The following is a 13988-nucleotide window of genomic DNA, read 5'->3' as shown; positions in this document are numbered from 1 at the left end:
TCATTACTCCCGAGCACCCCTGCTGTAGCAGAATATTGATGGGAGAACCACACAGATTAGTGGTGGTGACCGCCTACACCGTGGGCATGACCGTGGGCGATTTCTTCATCGGTCGCATCACGGGCACCAACCACTTCGATATCGAAGGTTAAGTCACGGCCCGCTAATGGATGGTTAACATCCACAGTCGCCATAAACTTACCCACTTTGACGATAGTCACTTGACGTTGACCCTGATCAGTGTGAACCACAGCCGTCATGCCTGGCTTCCACACGCTAGCGCCTAACAGGTGCTTCACAGACACACGTTGCTGCGCCGCTTCACCTTCGATACGTTGACCATAGGTTTCAGTGCATGGCAGAGTAACAGTGAACTTTTCACCAATTGCTTTACCATTAATCGCATTCTCAACACCTGGCATCATGTTGTCATGGCCGTGTAAGTAAGCAATCGGCTCGCGACCTTCGTTCGTCTCGATCACTTCGCCTTTTTCGTCGCGCAGGGTGTAGTTAAACTGCACAACCATATCGTCTTTAATGCTCATCGAATATCCTTTGATTTGCTTCGATTTCAAATGTCGGCCGAGCTTAACAAAACTGGCCTTTGCACTCCACTGTTTTATCCCTGCGATACATCACCAACGCTTAAGCGGCTGCGGATCAGCAAGCACAGCGTCTAAAGTGGCATAGGTTGAGTAAACCATAGGCCACTTGCGGCAATATTCGCAGGCAGTACGACACTACGTAAAGACTTTAGAGCGAAATCCCCAATGCGCTAAAGACTTCATGGCTTGGGAAACCGTCGGCAATCATATTCTTACTGCGCTGGAATGCTTGGATCCCCGCCGAAGAGTTACGCCCAAGTACGCCGTCGGGTTTACCGACATCGAAGCCTGATTCATTCAACTTGGTTTGTAACTGTTTGATTTGCTCACGACTCAAACGTGGCTGCTCGGGCGGTGCCACTTTTAATGGTTCGCCACCATTAATTCTATCGGCCAAATGACCAACGGTAATGGCGTAAAACTCAGAGCGGTTCCAACGCATGATCACATTGAAGTTTTCATAGCCTAAAACGCGGGACCAGTATGACCCGAGGGCAAATACAGCGCCGCCTTCATATCGATAGCGGGTAAAGGCAGTCCATTACTTTGCACTACGGATTGCGCCGCCCATTGGGATAGCGGCTGCGCCTGTTTAGCGCCAAGGTTTTCATAGTTGAAATTGCGCGGCAATATCACTTCACGCCCCCAACGCTCATTGCGTTGCCAGCCTAAGTGCTGCAAAAAATTCGCCGCCGAAGTGAGTGCATCTTCGGTGCTATTCCACAAATCGGCCTTACCGTCGCCATCCCCATCGATGGCATATTTTGCATAGGCCGAGGGCATAAACTGGGTGTGCCCCATGGCGCCGGCCCAAGAGCCCACCATAGTGCTCTTATCAAAGCCGTATTTTTCTTTTAACTTAAGCGCTTGCATCAGCTCAGTCGTAAAATAGCCACTGCGACGCGGCTCACAGGCCAAGGTAGCAAGGGAATCTAACACGGACATTTTGCCTTTGTAGGAACCGTAGTTAGTCTCAAGTCCCCAGAAAGACAGAATATATTGTGGTGGTACACCGTATTCCTGCGCCAATTTATCGAGCAGCGCGCGGTGTTTTTTCAGTAAACGGCGGCCTTCATTCACCCGCCAATCGGTCGCCCGCTTGGTAAAATAGTTGTTGAAGGTTTGACTAAACTCGGGCTGAGCTTGGTCAAGCTCAATCACTTTAGGCACAAACTGCAAACTAGCAACTGTGTCTTGGATGGTGGCTTCGGATAAGCCTTCGGTACGTGCGCGCTCCTGTAGGTTAGCCACACAGGTCGGAAATGCCGCGGCATGGGCGGCGATGGTGTCACTGAGTGGCATTTCTTGCACGGCGGCCTGCGTCTCGGCGATCGCGGTTTGACTATTACCGCTCGAGGTTGGCGCGCTCGAGCACGCACTTAAGCTCACACACGCGGCGATACTGGCGGCAAGATAGGACATTCCTTTCAGTTTGATCAAATCAATTACTCCTACAGTCAGTGCTAAGAGTTTATCTTAGCTGAGCGAGGCAAGAGGTGAATAACCCCAAGCCAAGAGAGATACGATATTTAGCCATAAACAGGTTGCCGCTGTGTTGATGGGACAACAAACAGGGCAACGGCCAAACATCCACGAAATTATTTTCTCCCCCAGAAAATCGAGCCAGATACTCACCAACAATCACTCATCATTATCGGTGCCTCTGCTCGGCACATCCTGACCCATAGCGCCCGCTAACACAATGCTTATCACCACAAATCGCCAGATAAATTCACTTATTGCTCAGTTAACCAACAGCGAAAAAATCTTAGCAAAGAATCCCTTGGACTATCTATCCGTTGCCGTATAATGGACAAGTTAACAGCATACTTCAAAGAGACCTATCATGACTGAAATCAACGCGGCGTTGGCTGGCTTTATCGAAAACGTAAAAGAACATCAAACACTCTGGGGTTTGATGGATGAAACTGGCGAAGGCTGGGTCGTTTGTGACTCGGGCGAGTTCGAAGATACTGATGTTATGCCTTTATGGTCGAGTGAAGCGCAGGCGAAATCTCACTGCACCGAAGAATGGAAAGACTACCAAGCGGTGGCCATTAGCCTCGAAGAATTCCTCGAGTACTGGGTATCGGATCTTAACGATGATGGTGTGTTGATTGGTGTTGATTGGCAGAGCGATGAAGACTGCTTAGAGTTAGATCCTATCGTTCTGGCGAAAGATTTAGTTGATGTTGAAGAGGTTTAATTCCATCAACCCAAACAGCAAGTTTAAGGCATCAAGGGCTGAGGTATTTAGCTCTTGATGTCCGCTTTCCCTTGTATCGACATTCCCTTCGATAAACGTCACCTCTGTTGGTTTTGCGGCGAGCCCTGCAAAGACCGATTGGATTATCAAGCCGAGTCACACACGCCCCACCCAGCATTGGCCGTCCCTTGCTGCGCTGAATGCTTAAAATTGGCCCAAAAACATACCTTAACCTCTATCTGGGATTGCCGTGTGGCGGTTAAAGATGCCCTTATGAGCATTTATGCCAAGCACTTAGCCATTGGGATTAATTGGACAGAGGAAGAGCTAGCCGAGTCTGAATTTTCCTGCAAAGTGTTTGAAGGTTTTAAAAAAAGCGCTTGGATGATGTATCAAATCGCCCGCGACAGGATTAACTTTCCGGGCTGGCCGATACAGCTTGAAGGGGTCGAACTCGAATGCCAGTTAGACAGTACCCGCTTTGAGTTTGATGGGGTGACTTACACCTCTTTACCCGCGGCTATTCACTACTACAGCCAACAATTCTGCTTGGATCCAGTATTTTTTGCCGAGCTTATCCGATTAGTCGGTAGGCAGAGATTTAACTATGCCCTAAGGCTTGCGCGGATCCATATCGCCGCAGCCAAAGAGATGAAGCGCCAAGTCCTTGCCGATGTTAAAGCCGAACTCAGCCAATAAACCGTATCGCGGTAAGTCGTCTACATCACTGCAAATAACCCGAGTTACGACAATAGTACGAGTCACAAGTGAAATACTCAAATCGAGTACTGAAAATAACAAGGCCGCCAATCGCAGGTTGCTAGGGCGGCCTATGGGGTTCAAACCTGTTATTGAATAATCGGTTAAATCAGTGGCGTTATTTGCCAATAACTTGTTTTAATCTGTCCTGCACCACTTCTACCAACAAGTCGGGCTGGAACTTAGAAATAAACCTGTCGCAGCCTACCTTTTCGACCATTGCATTATTAAAGCTGCCACTGAGTGAAGTATTTAAGGTGATAAATAAGTCCGACATGGCCTTATCGTTACGCACTTCATAGGTCAGTTTGTAGCCGTCCATCTCCGGCATTTCGGCATCGGTTATCATCATCAAAAGCTCTTGGGCGACATTCTTGCCTTCATCGCGCCATTTTTGCAGTAAATGCAATGCCTGCAAGCCATCGGAGGCTTCGATAATTTCAATCCCGAGTTGGCCTAAGGTCTCGCGCACTTGGCGCCTTGCGGTTGAAGAGTCATCGACAATCAACACCTTCTTACCGGGCATCTTGTCTAACAGGCTCTCATCTAACACCCCTTCGGAGAGACGAATATCGTAATGGACGATTTCCGCTAATACCTTCTCGACATCGATAATCGACACCAGTTGCGACTGACCTTGGTATTCAATGCGGGTGATGGCCGTGAGGTAATTATTACGCCCAGCCGTTTTAGGCGGCGGCATAATATCGCTCCAGGTCATGTTGATAATGTGCTCTACCTTACCGACTAAGAAGCCCTGCACACTGCGGTTATATTCGGTGATGATCATATTGGCATCATCTCCCGGAGGCACGGGTTTAAAACCGATAGCCGAACGCAAATCAATCACGGGAATCGACATGCCGCGAATATTCGCCACCCCAAAAATATGGGGATGACTACCGGGCATAGAATTTAATGGCGGTAACTTGACGACTTCTTTGACTTTAAAGACGTTAATCGCAAATAACTGGGTAGAGTTAATTCGAAACAGCAGCAGTTCGAGCCGATTTTCACCGACGAGTTTGGTTCGTTGATCTACGGTTGCAAGCACGTTTGCCATAATGCGACTTCTCTACTTTGGAGGAACAGCTTTCCTCACCAGTGACGGATTAAGCTAAATTATAGCGGTAAACTCACCATGAGAACCATGCGATAAGTCGATTTTATCTAAAAATTACAATCACTCGGCAATCCTTTATCCTTCGCAAGCGCCCCAATAAATAAATGATTCGCTTACGGCTATCGCCGCAATTTATCCCCTTTATGCCATGCGTTTTTGGGCCAACAGCATGCCCGAAAGATTGAGAAGATTTCTCTCGCAGAGGATCTCAAATCCCCCTTGGCTCAGTCCTGTTAACCATTCTTGATGGTTAAATCGATTCTGTTGTGGATGCTCAAACAACCGTCGACTCAAGGGATTGCAAATGGCGGCGCGGTATAAATCTTCCACCACAAAGTAACCGTTGGGTTTTAGCACCCTTGCCACCTCGGCAACCGCCGCTTGCCAATCGGGAATATGGTGAAACACGGCGAAATTGAACACCACATCAAACTGGGCATTTGCAAAAGGCAATGCAGTAGCATCGGCAACACTGAATGCCAATTGGCTTAACCCATGGGGTGAATCATGCCAGCGCGCTTTAGCGGCTGCGACCATCTCAGGATCAAGATCGACGGCCGTCACTTGCTCGGCCCCAAAATGATCGCGGATCAGCTGAACTCCGTTACCAAAACCACAACCAATTTCGAGGGCGTGACGTAGATAAGGAAGAGGTTTGGGCATCATAGATGTCAGTAATGGCGCTTCAACATGGTTTTGCAACCAAAAACGCAGCGGATGCTGGACTAACTTTTTCTCGAATGGATTTAACTTCATCTCATCCCCTTAAATGAATCGGTTATTGCTTGGTACACTGATCAAATTCTGTATATGGTACGTAATGATATAGACATAAGTTCACTTGAGGCCACTATGAAATTACCTCTTTTTCCTTTGCCAATCTGTTTATTACCAGAGGGATATACTCAGTTGCGCATTTTTGAACCTAGGTATAAACGCTTAGTCGCTGAATCCCTAAAATCGGCGGATGGCTTTGGCCTGTGTATGACATCGGAAGATGGCAAAACCCTTTATCCCATCGGAACGCTGGTGCATATCATCGATTTTGAAACCTTACCCGATGGAATGCTCGGAATCAGCATTCAAGGAAAACAACGCTTCACATTCGGCGATATCAGCATAGAGTCGGACGGATTAAAACGCGCCGAGGTGAAGCTTATCGATAATTGGCCGAGTACACCGATTGAAGACAATGAGCGTTACTTGAGTGAGATGCTGCAAAACATACTCAAGGAGTTCCCCCAGCACCTGCAACATTATCAGGTGGAACAATTTGAAGATATCGCTTGGGTGTGCCAACGCTGGTTAGAAATTCTGCCAGTGCAAGCAGCAGAGAAATACTCTTGCATCAATGCGTTAGATCATCAACTGACACAGGACTTATTACATACTGTCATTCAATCCGCTTGAGTGATCCAACTTCCCGCGCACTACGTATTGCTCTGTATGCTTATCGACTGTCAGCCCTGACGTACCATCTTTTGTGATGTTCAGACTGGATTGAACCTTAAGTAAAGAGCTCAATAATGGAAAATTTTCAATCACATTTAGCGCAAAATCGCTATGATAGGCAGTTATCATCCCCTATCGATATGGCTATGGAAAACGATAGCACTATTTCAACTGCTAATGAGCCAATCACAGATGCGGATCCTTTGACGCGCGCCATTATCAGAGTCGCAAATCAACGGGATAAAGCCGCCTTTGCAGAATTGTTCAGCCATTTTATGCCCAAAATTCGTGCATTCGGTCTGCAACGCTTAAATCAGCAAGGGCTGGCCATGGATCTGGTGCAAGAAACCATGTCCTTAGTGTGGACCAAAGCCCATTTGTACAATGCCGACAAAGGCTCGGTGGCGACTTGGGTATTTACCATTATGCGCAACCAGTGTTTCGACATGCTTAGGCGCATCCAACATAACCGTGAAGATGCCTTCGGAGATGATATTTGGCCTATTTACGATGTGGCCGTCAGTCAAGAAGGCGGCCCAGATCATAAACTCACCGCCAAGCTACTCGCGCACTTAGATGCTTTGCCCCTGCCTCAACGCCAAGTGGTTCAAGGGATCTATATGCAAGAACTCACGCAACAAGAATTAGCCGATGCCTTAAAAGTCCCGATTGGTACGATAAAATCGCGACTCAGATTGGGGTTAGAAAAGCTGAAAAGCTTTTTGGAGACGCAACATGATTAAACATCATCCCCATACCGATTTGCTGTTAGCCCATGCTCAAGGCGAGCTGCCGTTGTCTATGTCAATTGCCATTGCGGCCCATTGTGCCCTTTGCCACGAATGCCAATCGCAAGTTAGCCGCTTTACTGAACAAGCTGCAGAACAGGCCTTTTTAGCGCCGAGCAACATCACTGAACAAGCTTTAATCAACGAAACCGATTCAGCACAAGACGACGCTTGGCAGCAAATGTTGTCGCATATTATGGACTTGCCCGAAGCAACGCCAGCTGAAAGCGACTATCCCGCCAAAGCGACGGTTTCCCTTAATCATAAGCATGTTCGCTATGAGATCCCGACAGTATTTCGCCAACATATTGCTCATCCATGGCAGCAGATTGGTAAAGTCAGCCGAATGCGTTTCGATGTGGATGAAAGCCATACCCGCGCCAGCCTATTACATATCGACGCCTTAGGTGAAATCCCGCAGCACACCCATAAGGGATACGAGCTGACCCTATTATTGGCGGGGGAATTTTCGGACCTCAACGGGCAGTATGTTCCCGGCGATTTCATCATCTTAGATGGCAACACACATCATTCACCTAAGACCCAGTCAGGCTGCCTCTGCTACACAGTTTTAGATGCGCCGTTATATTTTACCAAAGGGCTCAGTAAATTATTGAATCCCATTGGTGAGCTGATTTATTAATCTCGCTGACATTTAAAATAAGCTGGCAGAGTGAATAACCGATAAACGCAAATTTACAACAAAATACCAACAAGCCTTTTTCCCGCTGAGTAAAAAATAAACTTGCCAGCGGGAATTTTGCTGTTATACTGCCCGCCGTTTTGAGAAGTATCTTGTCGTTATCCTTTTTATATCGATTTGTACATTCGCGCAAGCAATGACAAACACGATCCTCACGAAGAAAGCCTACTACAAGTAAGTCCCACAAAAATAATGAGTTAGTGATTTTCTGCATCGACTCAAAAACAGTGAACTATTTAATTAAACCCATGTCATAGTATTGTCACTTTGCTATGGTCAACTGGGCTAATTGAGATATTCCATTGACATAATCGCTGATATGCATTAGTTATCAATAAGGCATCTCTTGATTAATGATCATGGAATGGGTAACCTCAAGACTCATTGGTATCATCTTTCGCAATTATGCTAAGGATATTTTATTGTTACAACTTACTCACCTAAGGGTGAATTGAATTAAAAGGAGTGTGGCCTATGTCATACAAAATTAACGGACATGAAATCACAGTGAACTTCCCTGTAGACTCTATTTCAGTTAACAAAACATCCATTGCTTTTACCGATAGACAAGGTAAAAACAAGCAGACTTTTTCAAAGCGTACCGAAGCCTTAAACTTTATGAAATGGCTATTGTCGGCAAATAAATAAGTCTGATTGTGTACTCCTTAGAGTACTAAAAACGGTGTTTAGGTTTATTCGGTTCCCATTTTCCTCGCCATACCGAAACCTAATGACCGAAATAGATAGCCCAATATCACGATTTGCTATCCCCTTACGTCGAATGACGAACTCGTTTGGTTCAGGCGGTATCTAGCTCACACAGATACGTGCCGAACCAAATGTGTATTCCACTAACCTAGATCAAATTAATCTGTATTTGTCCCTGCTAATATAATCACTCACTCAATTTGTGAATGTATTTTCTATGTCAAAACCCGATACTAAAACGGCTATGCTGACCTTAATAACCCAGATTAAACAGGTTATTCCGCTTAACTTAGATGAAGCACAAATGTGCCAAGGTGAGTGTTTAGGCTGTTCTAAAAAAATGCTGGAAATGTTGGATGGTGAAATAAGCTATTGGCAATATTCAACCGATACGCCGGGATTGAAAGATCTTAAACATCTTGAAAAGATAGCCACACGCACCCACAAAATATTAAAGCGTAATAAGTTAGTTGGCTAAACGCTATCCTGCGTCGCCCTCACCGTATTTTCGTCTATATCTTGGCAACATGGTTTGATTTCCTAATAGCCCCCCCTGATGAATATAGAGGATGGAGGCATGTTGCTCGCACTGTAAATAATCCTCTAACACAATAAAGCCTAAGGGATCGTAGAGTAATTCAAATTGCACACCGCTGGCACTGAGTCGTTGCCACATGGCATAAAACTCAGGATAGAGTTTCCCAAAATGGTATTTCTTCCCCACATTCAAAATCTGCGGATGTTCAGCAGAGTTGGGATTTAACTCATAAAACTGCTGCATTAAATACTCATCGCCGCCGACAACGGCGCAGGTAAGCACTCGAATATTCAATTGCTGACGCACAAAATATTGATTTAAAAAGAGTGCCGTTGTTCCTGTACCTGCAGGTAAAAACACCTTGAGATCGGAAATTTGCTGTGACTCGGCCCAAGCAACTATTTCAGCGGCTAACTGACTAACACCATATTGCGCATACTGGCAGCGCCCGCCTTCAGGAATAAACAAAGCGTTAGGTTCAGCCGGCAAGACTTGTTGCTCAATATAATCCTGGCAAGTCCAATTAGGCTCACGGTGGAGAGAAGGATTGCTTGTAATCAGGCTAGATAAATCAATGACACGCGTACCATTGCCGATGGCAGCGGCATAATTACCCGTCGGCAAGGTGCGGATATGGCTGGCAATATGATCCACATAAAAATCGCACTGCCAGCCCTTCAGCTTGGCGAGCGCCGACAGTGAATACAACGAGTTAGCCTGCGCGGAGCCATAACCAATCAGCTTAGTCACCTCAGCAAAATCATGGTCTAGAAAATAGGCAAACTTACGCGCTTTATTGCCACTAAACGCAGGATGCAATAAATCGTCTCGTTTGAGAAATATCTTGCGTCCGGCAAAGGAAAAAGACTCTACAGGACTGTCAGAGAGCAGGCTTTTGGCTAACATGGATACACTCGAAGGAAACAAGGCCGTTAGTGTACCGCGAGCTTGCCTACATCGTCCGTAATTATTAAGCATTTTCGCGAAAATCTAGCCTTTTTTACAACGTCATACCGTCGCCAAGATAAATATTCCACTGATAAATAAGGAAAAATATTTTGGCACAATTCTCGCTTACTCCATTTAAGTATCAATTAATGATTCTGTGTGTTGGCCAAGGTAATGCCAACACAGATTTAAAATGAGTTAAGGAGTATTCAATGTCACTTTTACGGTTAATTTTCAATATTGCTTGGTTTGTCCTTGGTGGATTTGTGATGGGACTCGCCTGGTGGCTCGCGGGGATTTTGTGTTTTATCAGTATTATCGGTATTCCCTTCGGCCGCGCCTGCTTTGTCATTGGCGAATTGACCTTCTGGCCCTTTGGACAAGAGCAAATGAATCGTCGCCATTTAACCGGACGTGAAGATTTAGGCACAGGCGCCTTTGGTATGGTGGGCAATATTATTTGGTTCTTGCTGTTTGGGATTTGGTTGGCCATAGGCCATTTGGCCCATGCCCTCGCCTGCTTTGTGACGATTATTGGTATCCCCTTTGGGATCCAACATATCAAGCTGGCGCTATTAAGCCTGACACCGATTGGGCAAACCATAGTAGCTAAAGCGTAATAATCACAGTAGCTAAAGCGTAATAAACATAGTCGCTAAAGCCTAAGTCGGATCACTCAGCACTACTCTGCATCACTGGGTAGTGCTGATGTATAGTTAGGCAGTGATTGCACTAATCTTGCTTCGTGATAGTCCCTTTCTTCATCGAGTAAATCAGTGTAATCAGCAAATGGCTCACTCACTTCCCCTTGTTCTAGACTTATCATTTCGAATAGATAATGCGCCAGTTTGGCTGGCGCATCTATGGTGATGTCATGACCACAATAGGCCAAGACAACTAAGTCGACATTAAAATGTTGTGCTAATGCCCTGCTGGTTTGAATATTCACTAAGGCATCACGATCACCCGATAAAATACTGACTGGAACAGGCAAAGACGCTGGGCAGCGATAACGAAACGCCGCCCACAACTGACGACACGCATTACTAATATGCGGTGTCGACTCGTGGCGATAGTGGCTCCAACGTGCAATCAAGGCGACATCGCGCCGATGGCGATAGCTGGTTAAGCGCACAATCGTCGATTCAATAGAATTAAGCTGTCGACCACGGCAACGTTTGACCCAAGCACTCAGGGCATTCAATCCATTAAATCGCTGATACCAAGGTGATAAGTTAGCCGCGCTACTATTCAGCACAAAAACGTGTTTTATCTGCTCGGGGCGCTGCTTAGCCATTTCCATGGCGAGCATACCGCCCATCGATAAGCCCAGCAGATAAAAGGCTTGTCCCGCTAAATGCTCATCCAATTGTTGCCATATCGAGCTGGCATATTCAGGGATAGTTAAAGGGCTGACTTGGTGAGTGAGGATCCCATTACCGGGCAAGTCTGGGGTAAAAACGGTGCAGCCCCTTTGCCTTAATCTCTGATCAAAGCCATTCCAATGGCGTTGATCGCGCATCAAGCCTCTGAGTAATACCCACGTTGTCATCAAAAACGCTCCCGATACCAAAACTGCTGCGCACTCTGCGCCAGTTGTATGAGATGTTCGGGCGTCAGCCCCTCTAACTCCCGTGCGTACGCCGCCTCCATCAAGAACTGCATCAGTACTGTGTGCCGGCGTAAAATCCTGTGGTGCCTGTGTGTTTTTTGCGGATTAAAGAAGCCCGCAAAATTAAATATTTGCCTTGGATTTTTCTTAATCCATGCCCATGAGCCCATCTCTAAGGTCAAAGGTAAGAATGGAATATTGGCTTGAGGATCATGGGTATGATGCTGGCGGTACAAGTAATCCCAAATATCACCATGGGTGCGATAAAACTGGCTCTGGGGCGCAAGCCGATAATGACCATGATGGGGATAGCTCGCTTCAAATAACTGTTTTAGGTGATAAATGAAGTGGGCATTTTCAAAGGACGCGCGCGTGTGGGCATAGGGAAACCAGATATGATCCGTCAAACCAAAGCCAGAATGCGCATCGAGGGAAATAAGACTGGTGCTTTGTCTAAGCAGTTGTTGCACATAGGCCACCAGTCCCGCTGTTTCAAGCTCCATGCCGCCAAGGCCACGAAACCAAGGCAGCTTGGAAGAGAGCCGCTGCCCTCCAACCATAAAAGACACTTTTTCCCGGGACTCTATCGGCGCGTTGCGCATCAAGTCGACCTGATTGCCATTACCGCGACTGCCCAGCAGTAACCCGACAGGATTCACCACCGGGACAAAGGCTAAGCGGATGTCCGTTAACAACTGTTGTAGGTGTTTGTCCCACGCAAGGCGCTGCAACAGGCTGTTAAGCAAAGCTAAAATCACCTGGGAGCCAATCCGCTCCACCCCATGCACACCACCAACGAATAATACGGTCGGACATGGACGTTCGGTCACGCCTAACTCGACACTGTAGAGCGGAAAATGTTGGTGCCGAAATGGAATGTCCGCAAGAACCTGATATTTGAGTTTAAGATGATGAGTATCAATGAGTTGTGATAGTGTATCTAACTCGAATGGAATGTTATTCATATCATCCTAGAAAGTGAAATGAGCATCGACTCATAGCCTTAGGACGATATTAATGGCGAACCACGACAAATTTATGACAACAGATTAAGCCACAGCCAAGCTCACTTTAGTGGCGTGTGACTTCCTCCTGAAACAGCAACTCCCCCATAATGCTTTCAATATCCAGTTGAGCTAAGCCCTGGTCGAAAACATCCCGCCAATGGCGCCCCTCCTCAGTATTACGAAACGCAACATAGAGCTGTTTATTGGCAAGCAGTTGTTTATTCACCTGTAATTTATCCGCCAATGGCTGCAAATGAGGTTGCTTTAACAGGAAATAAAGTACGTTGACATCAATCACTGCGCCATCGATGCGACCAGCTGCCACCTTCTTGATATTTTGTTCATCGGAGGTCACGGCCTCGACGGGCTGCGAACCAGAAGCAATCATCAAATCCAGCGAGTCGGTATTCACATAGTCCTTTACAACCCCTAAGGTATAGCGGTTCAAATCGGCTAAATAATGCCAACTAATGGGATGAGATTTTTGCTCAACAATACCTAATGTACTGATCCCTATTGGTTTTGAAAAAACAAATTTGTCTGTTTCAAAATAATATTCTGGAAAATAGCCGATGTAATCGGAGCTGGGCATGGCTGCCAATTTTATCGCTCGGCTCCACGGATAAAAATCGACAACAAGTTGTTGCTCCATGCGCTCGAAGGCGGCTTGAGCGACCGCGACACTGGCCCCCTGTTGTGCCAACTGCTGACCGGAATAAGGCGGCCAGAGTAATGAGGTAAGCTTGAGCGTGTCGGCAAATGCGCTATTGGCCATAGTGAAAAGGCAACAGAGCATCAGTGGGCACCAGCGGATCATAACACCTCCCTCAAAGGATCATCTGTTTTAATGGATTGAAAAACAAACAATTCATCACATGCTCAGCGGTTAAACTCTTTTCAGTATAATCAGCCATCCCTCAAGGTACAGTGAATATTTGTTACATATTTAACCGGCGGGAACCTAGCTTAAGCAGAAATGATAGGAGTAGACTGAATTTGCATCGATATTCACTGTTCGTCATTCTTGCGGCTAAAGTGGAAGATGAGGCCAACCTGATGAGGTCAACATGGGGGACGCGATATGCCAATTTCTTTCAAAGACAGTAAGTTGAATTTTATGCACCCCGCGATGACTCGAACCGTCATTACCGTGATAGGTGCATGTTTTACCTTAGTCGGAGGGATATTTTTACTCTTACCCGGACCGGGACTGCTCTTTATCCTGATAGGACTAACCCTCTTGAGTACTCAGTATCCTTGGGCAAAGCGTTGGCTGCGCCTAAGCCAGCGACAATTAAGTAAGAGTGCGGCTTGGCTCGACAATCAAATTCGGCGTCTCCGCCGATAATCTTGAGTCTCCACCTAAATATCAACCCAAGCACTCGAACTTGGGTTGATTTATCTTAATATGCCCTTGGGCGTAATGACGTTTTAGGGGAATTTTTGCAGCGATATGGCTGACATTTATGCAAGGCAGAGTCCGTGCTGTGTAGTGATTCCACATAAACGGACGATAACGCAGCAGAAACGCTAGCTAAA

General features: G+C 46.4%; 16 protein-coding genes and 1 pseudogene. 9 read left to right on the top strand and 8 right to left on the bottom strand.

Annotated features, from left to right (window positions below; genetic code table 11):
• Window positions 1-56: 56 nt before the first annotated feature.
• The gene (locus ACUZ8J_RS08795; protein WP_011623029.1) at window positions 57-545 is read right to left on the bottom strand and encodes an FKBP-type peptidyl-prolyl cis-trans isomerase; all 489 of its coding nucleotides are present in this window, start codon (window positions 543-545) and stop codon (window positions 57-59) included.
• Between the two features lie 208 nt (window positions 546-753).
• Window positions 754-2027, bottom strand: a pseudogene (locus ACUZ8J_RS08790) (lytic murein transglycosylase).
• A 424-nt stretch (window positions 2028-2451) separates the two neighbouring features.
• On the opposite strand from ACUZ8J_RS08790, the gene ACUZ8J_RS08785 reads away from it, so the two are divergent.
• Both ACUZ8J_RS08785 and ACUZ8J_RS08780 read left to right on the top strand, forming a co-directional pair.
• Window positions 2452-2811: a DUF2750 domain-containing protein gene (locus ACUZ8J_RS08785; protein ID WP_011072081.1), complete on the top strand. Its 360-nt coding sequence runs from the start codon at window positions 2452-2454 to the stop codon at window positions 2809-2811.
• Between the two features lie 57 nt (window positions 2812-2868).
• Window positions 2869-3510: a hypothetical protein gene (locus ACUZ8J_RS08780; RefSeq protein WP_446693600.1), complete on the top strand. Its 642-nt coding sequence runs from the start codon at window positions 2869-2871 to the stop codon at window positions 3508-3510.
• 178 nt (window positions 3511-3688) lie between these two features.
• Here the strand turns inward: ACUZ8J_RS08780 and ACUZ8J_RS08775 are convergent, their stop codons facing one another.
• Both ACUZ8J_RS08775 and ACUZ8J_RS08770 read right to left on the bottom strand, forming a co-directional pair.
• Window positions 3689-4633, bottom strand: coding sequence for a chemotaxis protein CheV (locus ACUZ8J_RS08775; RefSeq protein WP_011717385.1), 945 nt, complete (start codon window positions 4631-4633; stop codon window positions 3689-3691).
• A 201-nt stretch (window positions 4634-4834) separates the two neighbouring features.
• On the bottom strand, window positions 4835-5449 hold the full coding sequence (locus ACUZ8J_RS08770; protein ID WP_446693599.1) for a class I SAM-dependent methyltransferase: 615 nt from the start codon (window positions 5447-5449) through the stop codon (window positions 4835-4837).
• A gap of 96 nt (window positions 5450-5545) precedes the next feature.
• Between ACUZ8J_RS08770 and ACUZ8J_RS08765 the strand changes: the two genes are divergently transcribed.
• From ACUZ8J_RS08765 to ACUZ8J_RS08745, 5 genes are all read left to right on the top strand, one after another.
• Complete coding sequence (locus ACUZ8J_RS08765; RefSeq protein WP_279768880.1) at window positions 5546-6103, top strand: LON peptidase substrate-binding domain-containing protein; 558 nt, start codon at window positions 5546-5548, stop codon at window positions 6101-6103.
• A gap of 116 nt (window positions 6104-6219) precedes the next feature.
• Window positions 6220-6888, top strand: a complete 669-nt coding sequence (locus ACUZ8J_RS08760; protein WP_446693598.1) for a sigma-70 family RNA polymerase sigma factor — start codon at window positions 6220-6222, stop codon at window positions 6886-6888.
• Window positions 6881-7576, top strand: coding sequence for a ChrR family anti-sigma-E factor (locus ACUZ8J_RS08755; RefSeq protein WP_086904384.1), 696 nt, complete (start codon window positions 6881-6883; stop codon window positions 7574-7576). Before ACUZ8J_RS08760 ends, ACUZ8J_RS08755 begins: the two co-directional genes overlap by 8 nt.
• Window positions 7577-8110: 534 nt before the next feature.
• A complete protein-coding gene (locus ACUZ8J_RS08750) occupies window positions 8111-8284 on the top strand; it encodes a hypothetical protein (protein WP_023265706.1) in 174 nt (57 codons plus the stop codon).
• Window positions 8285-8561: 277 nt separating this feature from the next.
• Window positions 8562-8822, top strand: a complete 261-nt coding sequence (locus ACUZ8J_RS08745) for a hypothetical protein (RefSeq protein WP_446693597.1) — start codon at window positions 8562-8564, stop codon at window positions 8820-8822.
• A 3-nt stretch (window positions 8823-8825) separates the two neighbouring features.
• Here the strand turns inward: ACUZ8J_RS08745 and ACUZ8J_RS08740 are convergent, their stop codons facing one another.
• Window positions 8826-9773 (bottom strand): 1-aminocyclopropane-1-carboxylate deaminase/D-cysteine desulfhydrase, encoded by a 948-nt coding sequence (locus tag ACUZ8J_RS08740; RefSeq protein WP_446694922.1) that lies wholly within the window; start codon window positions 9771-9773, stop codon window positions 8826-8828.
• Window positions 9774-10042: 269 nt separating this feature from the next.
• Here ACUZ8J_RS08740 and ACUZ8J_RS08735 point away from each other — a divergent pair, with 269 nt between their 5' ends.
• Window positions 10043-10450, top strand: coding sequence for a YccF domain-containing protein (locus tag ACUZ8J_RS08735; protein ID WP_011626453.1), 408 nt, complete (start codon window positions 10043-10045; stop codon window positions 10448-10450).
• A 62-nt stretch (window positions 10451-10512) separates the two neighbouring features.
• Here the strand turns inward: ACUZ8J_RS08735 and ACUZ8J_RS08730 are convergent, their stop codons facing one another.
• From ACUZ8J_RS08730 to ACUZ8J_RS08720, 3 genes are all read right to left on the bottom strand, one after another.
• Complete coding sequence (locus ACUZ8J_RS08730) at window positions 10513-11382, bottom strand: alpha/beta fold hydrolase (protein ID WP_446693596.1); 870 nt, start codon at window positions 11380-11382, stop codon at window positions 10513-10515.
• Window positions 11382-12407 carry a M14 family metallopeptidase gene (locus ACUZ8J_RS08725; protein ID WP_446693595.1) on the bottom strand — a complete coding sequence of 342 codons (1026 nt, stop codon included), beginning with the start codon at window positions 12405-12407 and terminating at the stop codon, window positions 11382-11384. Before ACUZ8J_RS08725 ends, ACUZ8J_RS08730 begins: the two co-directional genes overlap by 1 nt.
• A 106-nt stretch (window positions 12408-12513) precedes the next feature.
• Window positions 12514-13266, bottom strand: a complete 753-nt coding sequence (locus ACUZ8J_RS08720) for a substrate-binding periplasmic protein (RefSeq protein ID WP_446693594.1) — start codon at window positions 13264-13266, stop codon at window positions 12514-12516.
• 264 nt (window positions 13267-13530) lie between these two features.
• Between ACUZ8J_RS08720 and ACUZ8J_RS08715 the strand changes: the two genes are divergently transcribed.
• Entirely contained in the window at window positions 13531-13797 is a 267-nt protein-coding gene (locus ACUZ8J_RS08715; protein ID WP_089067595.1) for a PGPGW domain-containing protein, read from the top strand.
• The last annotated feature ends 191 nt before the right edge of the window (window positions 13798-13988 follow it).

The sequence above is a fragment of the Shewanella sp. Koi 1 genome (assembly GCF_052907445.1).
This window is presented reverse-complemented; position numbering and strand designations above follow the sequence as displayed.

Coding starts and splice junctions, on each gene's coding strand:
- ACUZ8J_RS08795 (WP_011623029.1), bottom strand. CDS start 545: ATGAGCATTAAAGACGATATGGTTGTGCAGTTTAACTACACCCTGCGC.
- ACUZ8J_RS08785 (WP_011072081.1), top strand. CDS start 2,452: ATGACTGAAATCAACGCGGCGTTGGCTGGCTTTATCGAAAACGTAAAA.
- ACUZ8J_RS08780 (WP_446693600.1), top strand. CDS start 2,869: ATGTCCGCTTTCCCTTGTATCGACATTCCCTTCGATAAACGTCACCTC.
- ACUZ8J_RS08775 (WP_011717385.1), bottom strand. CDS start 4,633: ATGGCAAACGTGCTTGCAACCGTAGATCAACGAACCAAACTCGTCGGT.
- ACUZ8J_RS08770 (WP_446693599.1), bottom strand. CDS start 5,449: ATGAAGTTAAATCCATTCGAGAAAAAGTTAGTCCAGCATCCGCTGCGT.
- ACUZ8J_RS08765 (WP_279768880.1), top strand. CDS start 5,546: ATGAAATTACCTCTTTTTCCTTTGCCAATCTGTTTATTACCAGAGGGA.
- ACUZ8J_RS08760 (WP_446693598.1), top strand. CDS start 6,220: ATGGAAAATTTTCAATCACATTTAGCGCAAAATCGCTATGATAGGCAG.
- ACUZ8J_RS08755 (WP_086904384.1), top strand. CDS start 6,881: ATGATTAAACATCATCCCCATACCGATTTGCTGTTAGCCCATGCTCAA.
- ACUZ8J_RS08750 (WP_023265706.1), top strand. CDS start 8,111: ATGTCATACAAAATTAACGGACATGAAATCACAGTGAACTTCCCTGTA.
- ACUZ8J_RS08745 (WP_446693597.1), top strand. CDS start 8,562: ATGTCAAAACCCGATACTAAAACGGCTATGCTGACCTTAATAACCCAG.
- ACUZ8J_RS08735 (WP_011626453.1), top strand. CDS start 10,043: ATGTCACTTTTACGGTTAATTTTCAATATTGCTTGGTTTGTCCTTGGT.
- ACUZ8J_RS08730 (WP_446693596.1), bottom strand. CDS start 11,382: ATGACAACGTGGGTATTACTCAGAGGCTTGATGCGCGATCAACGCCAT.
- ACUZ8J_RS08725 (WP_446693595.1), bottom strand. CDS start 12,407: ATGAATAACATTCCATTCGAGTTAGATACACTATCACAACTCATTGAT.
- ACUZ8J_RS08720 (WP_446693594.1), bottom strand. CDS start 13,266: ATGATCCGCTGGTGCCCACTGATGCTCTGTTGCCTTTTCACTATGGCC.
- ACUZ8J_RS08715 (WP_089067595.1), top strand. CDS start 13,531: ATGCCAATTTCTTTCAAAGACAGTAAGTTGAATTTTATGCACCCCGCG.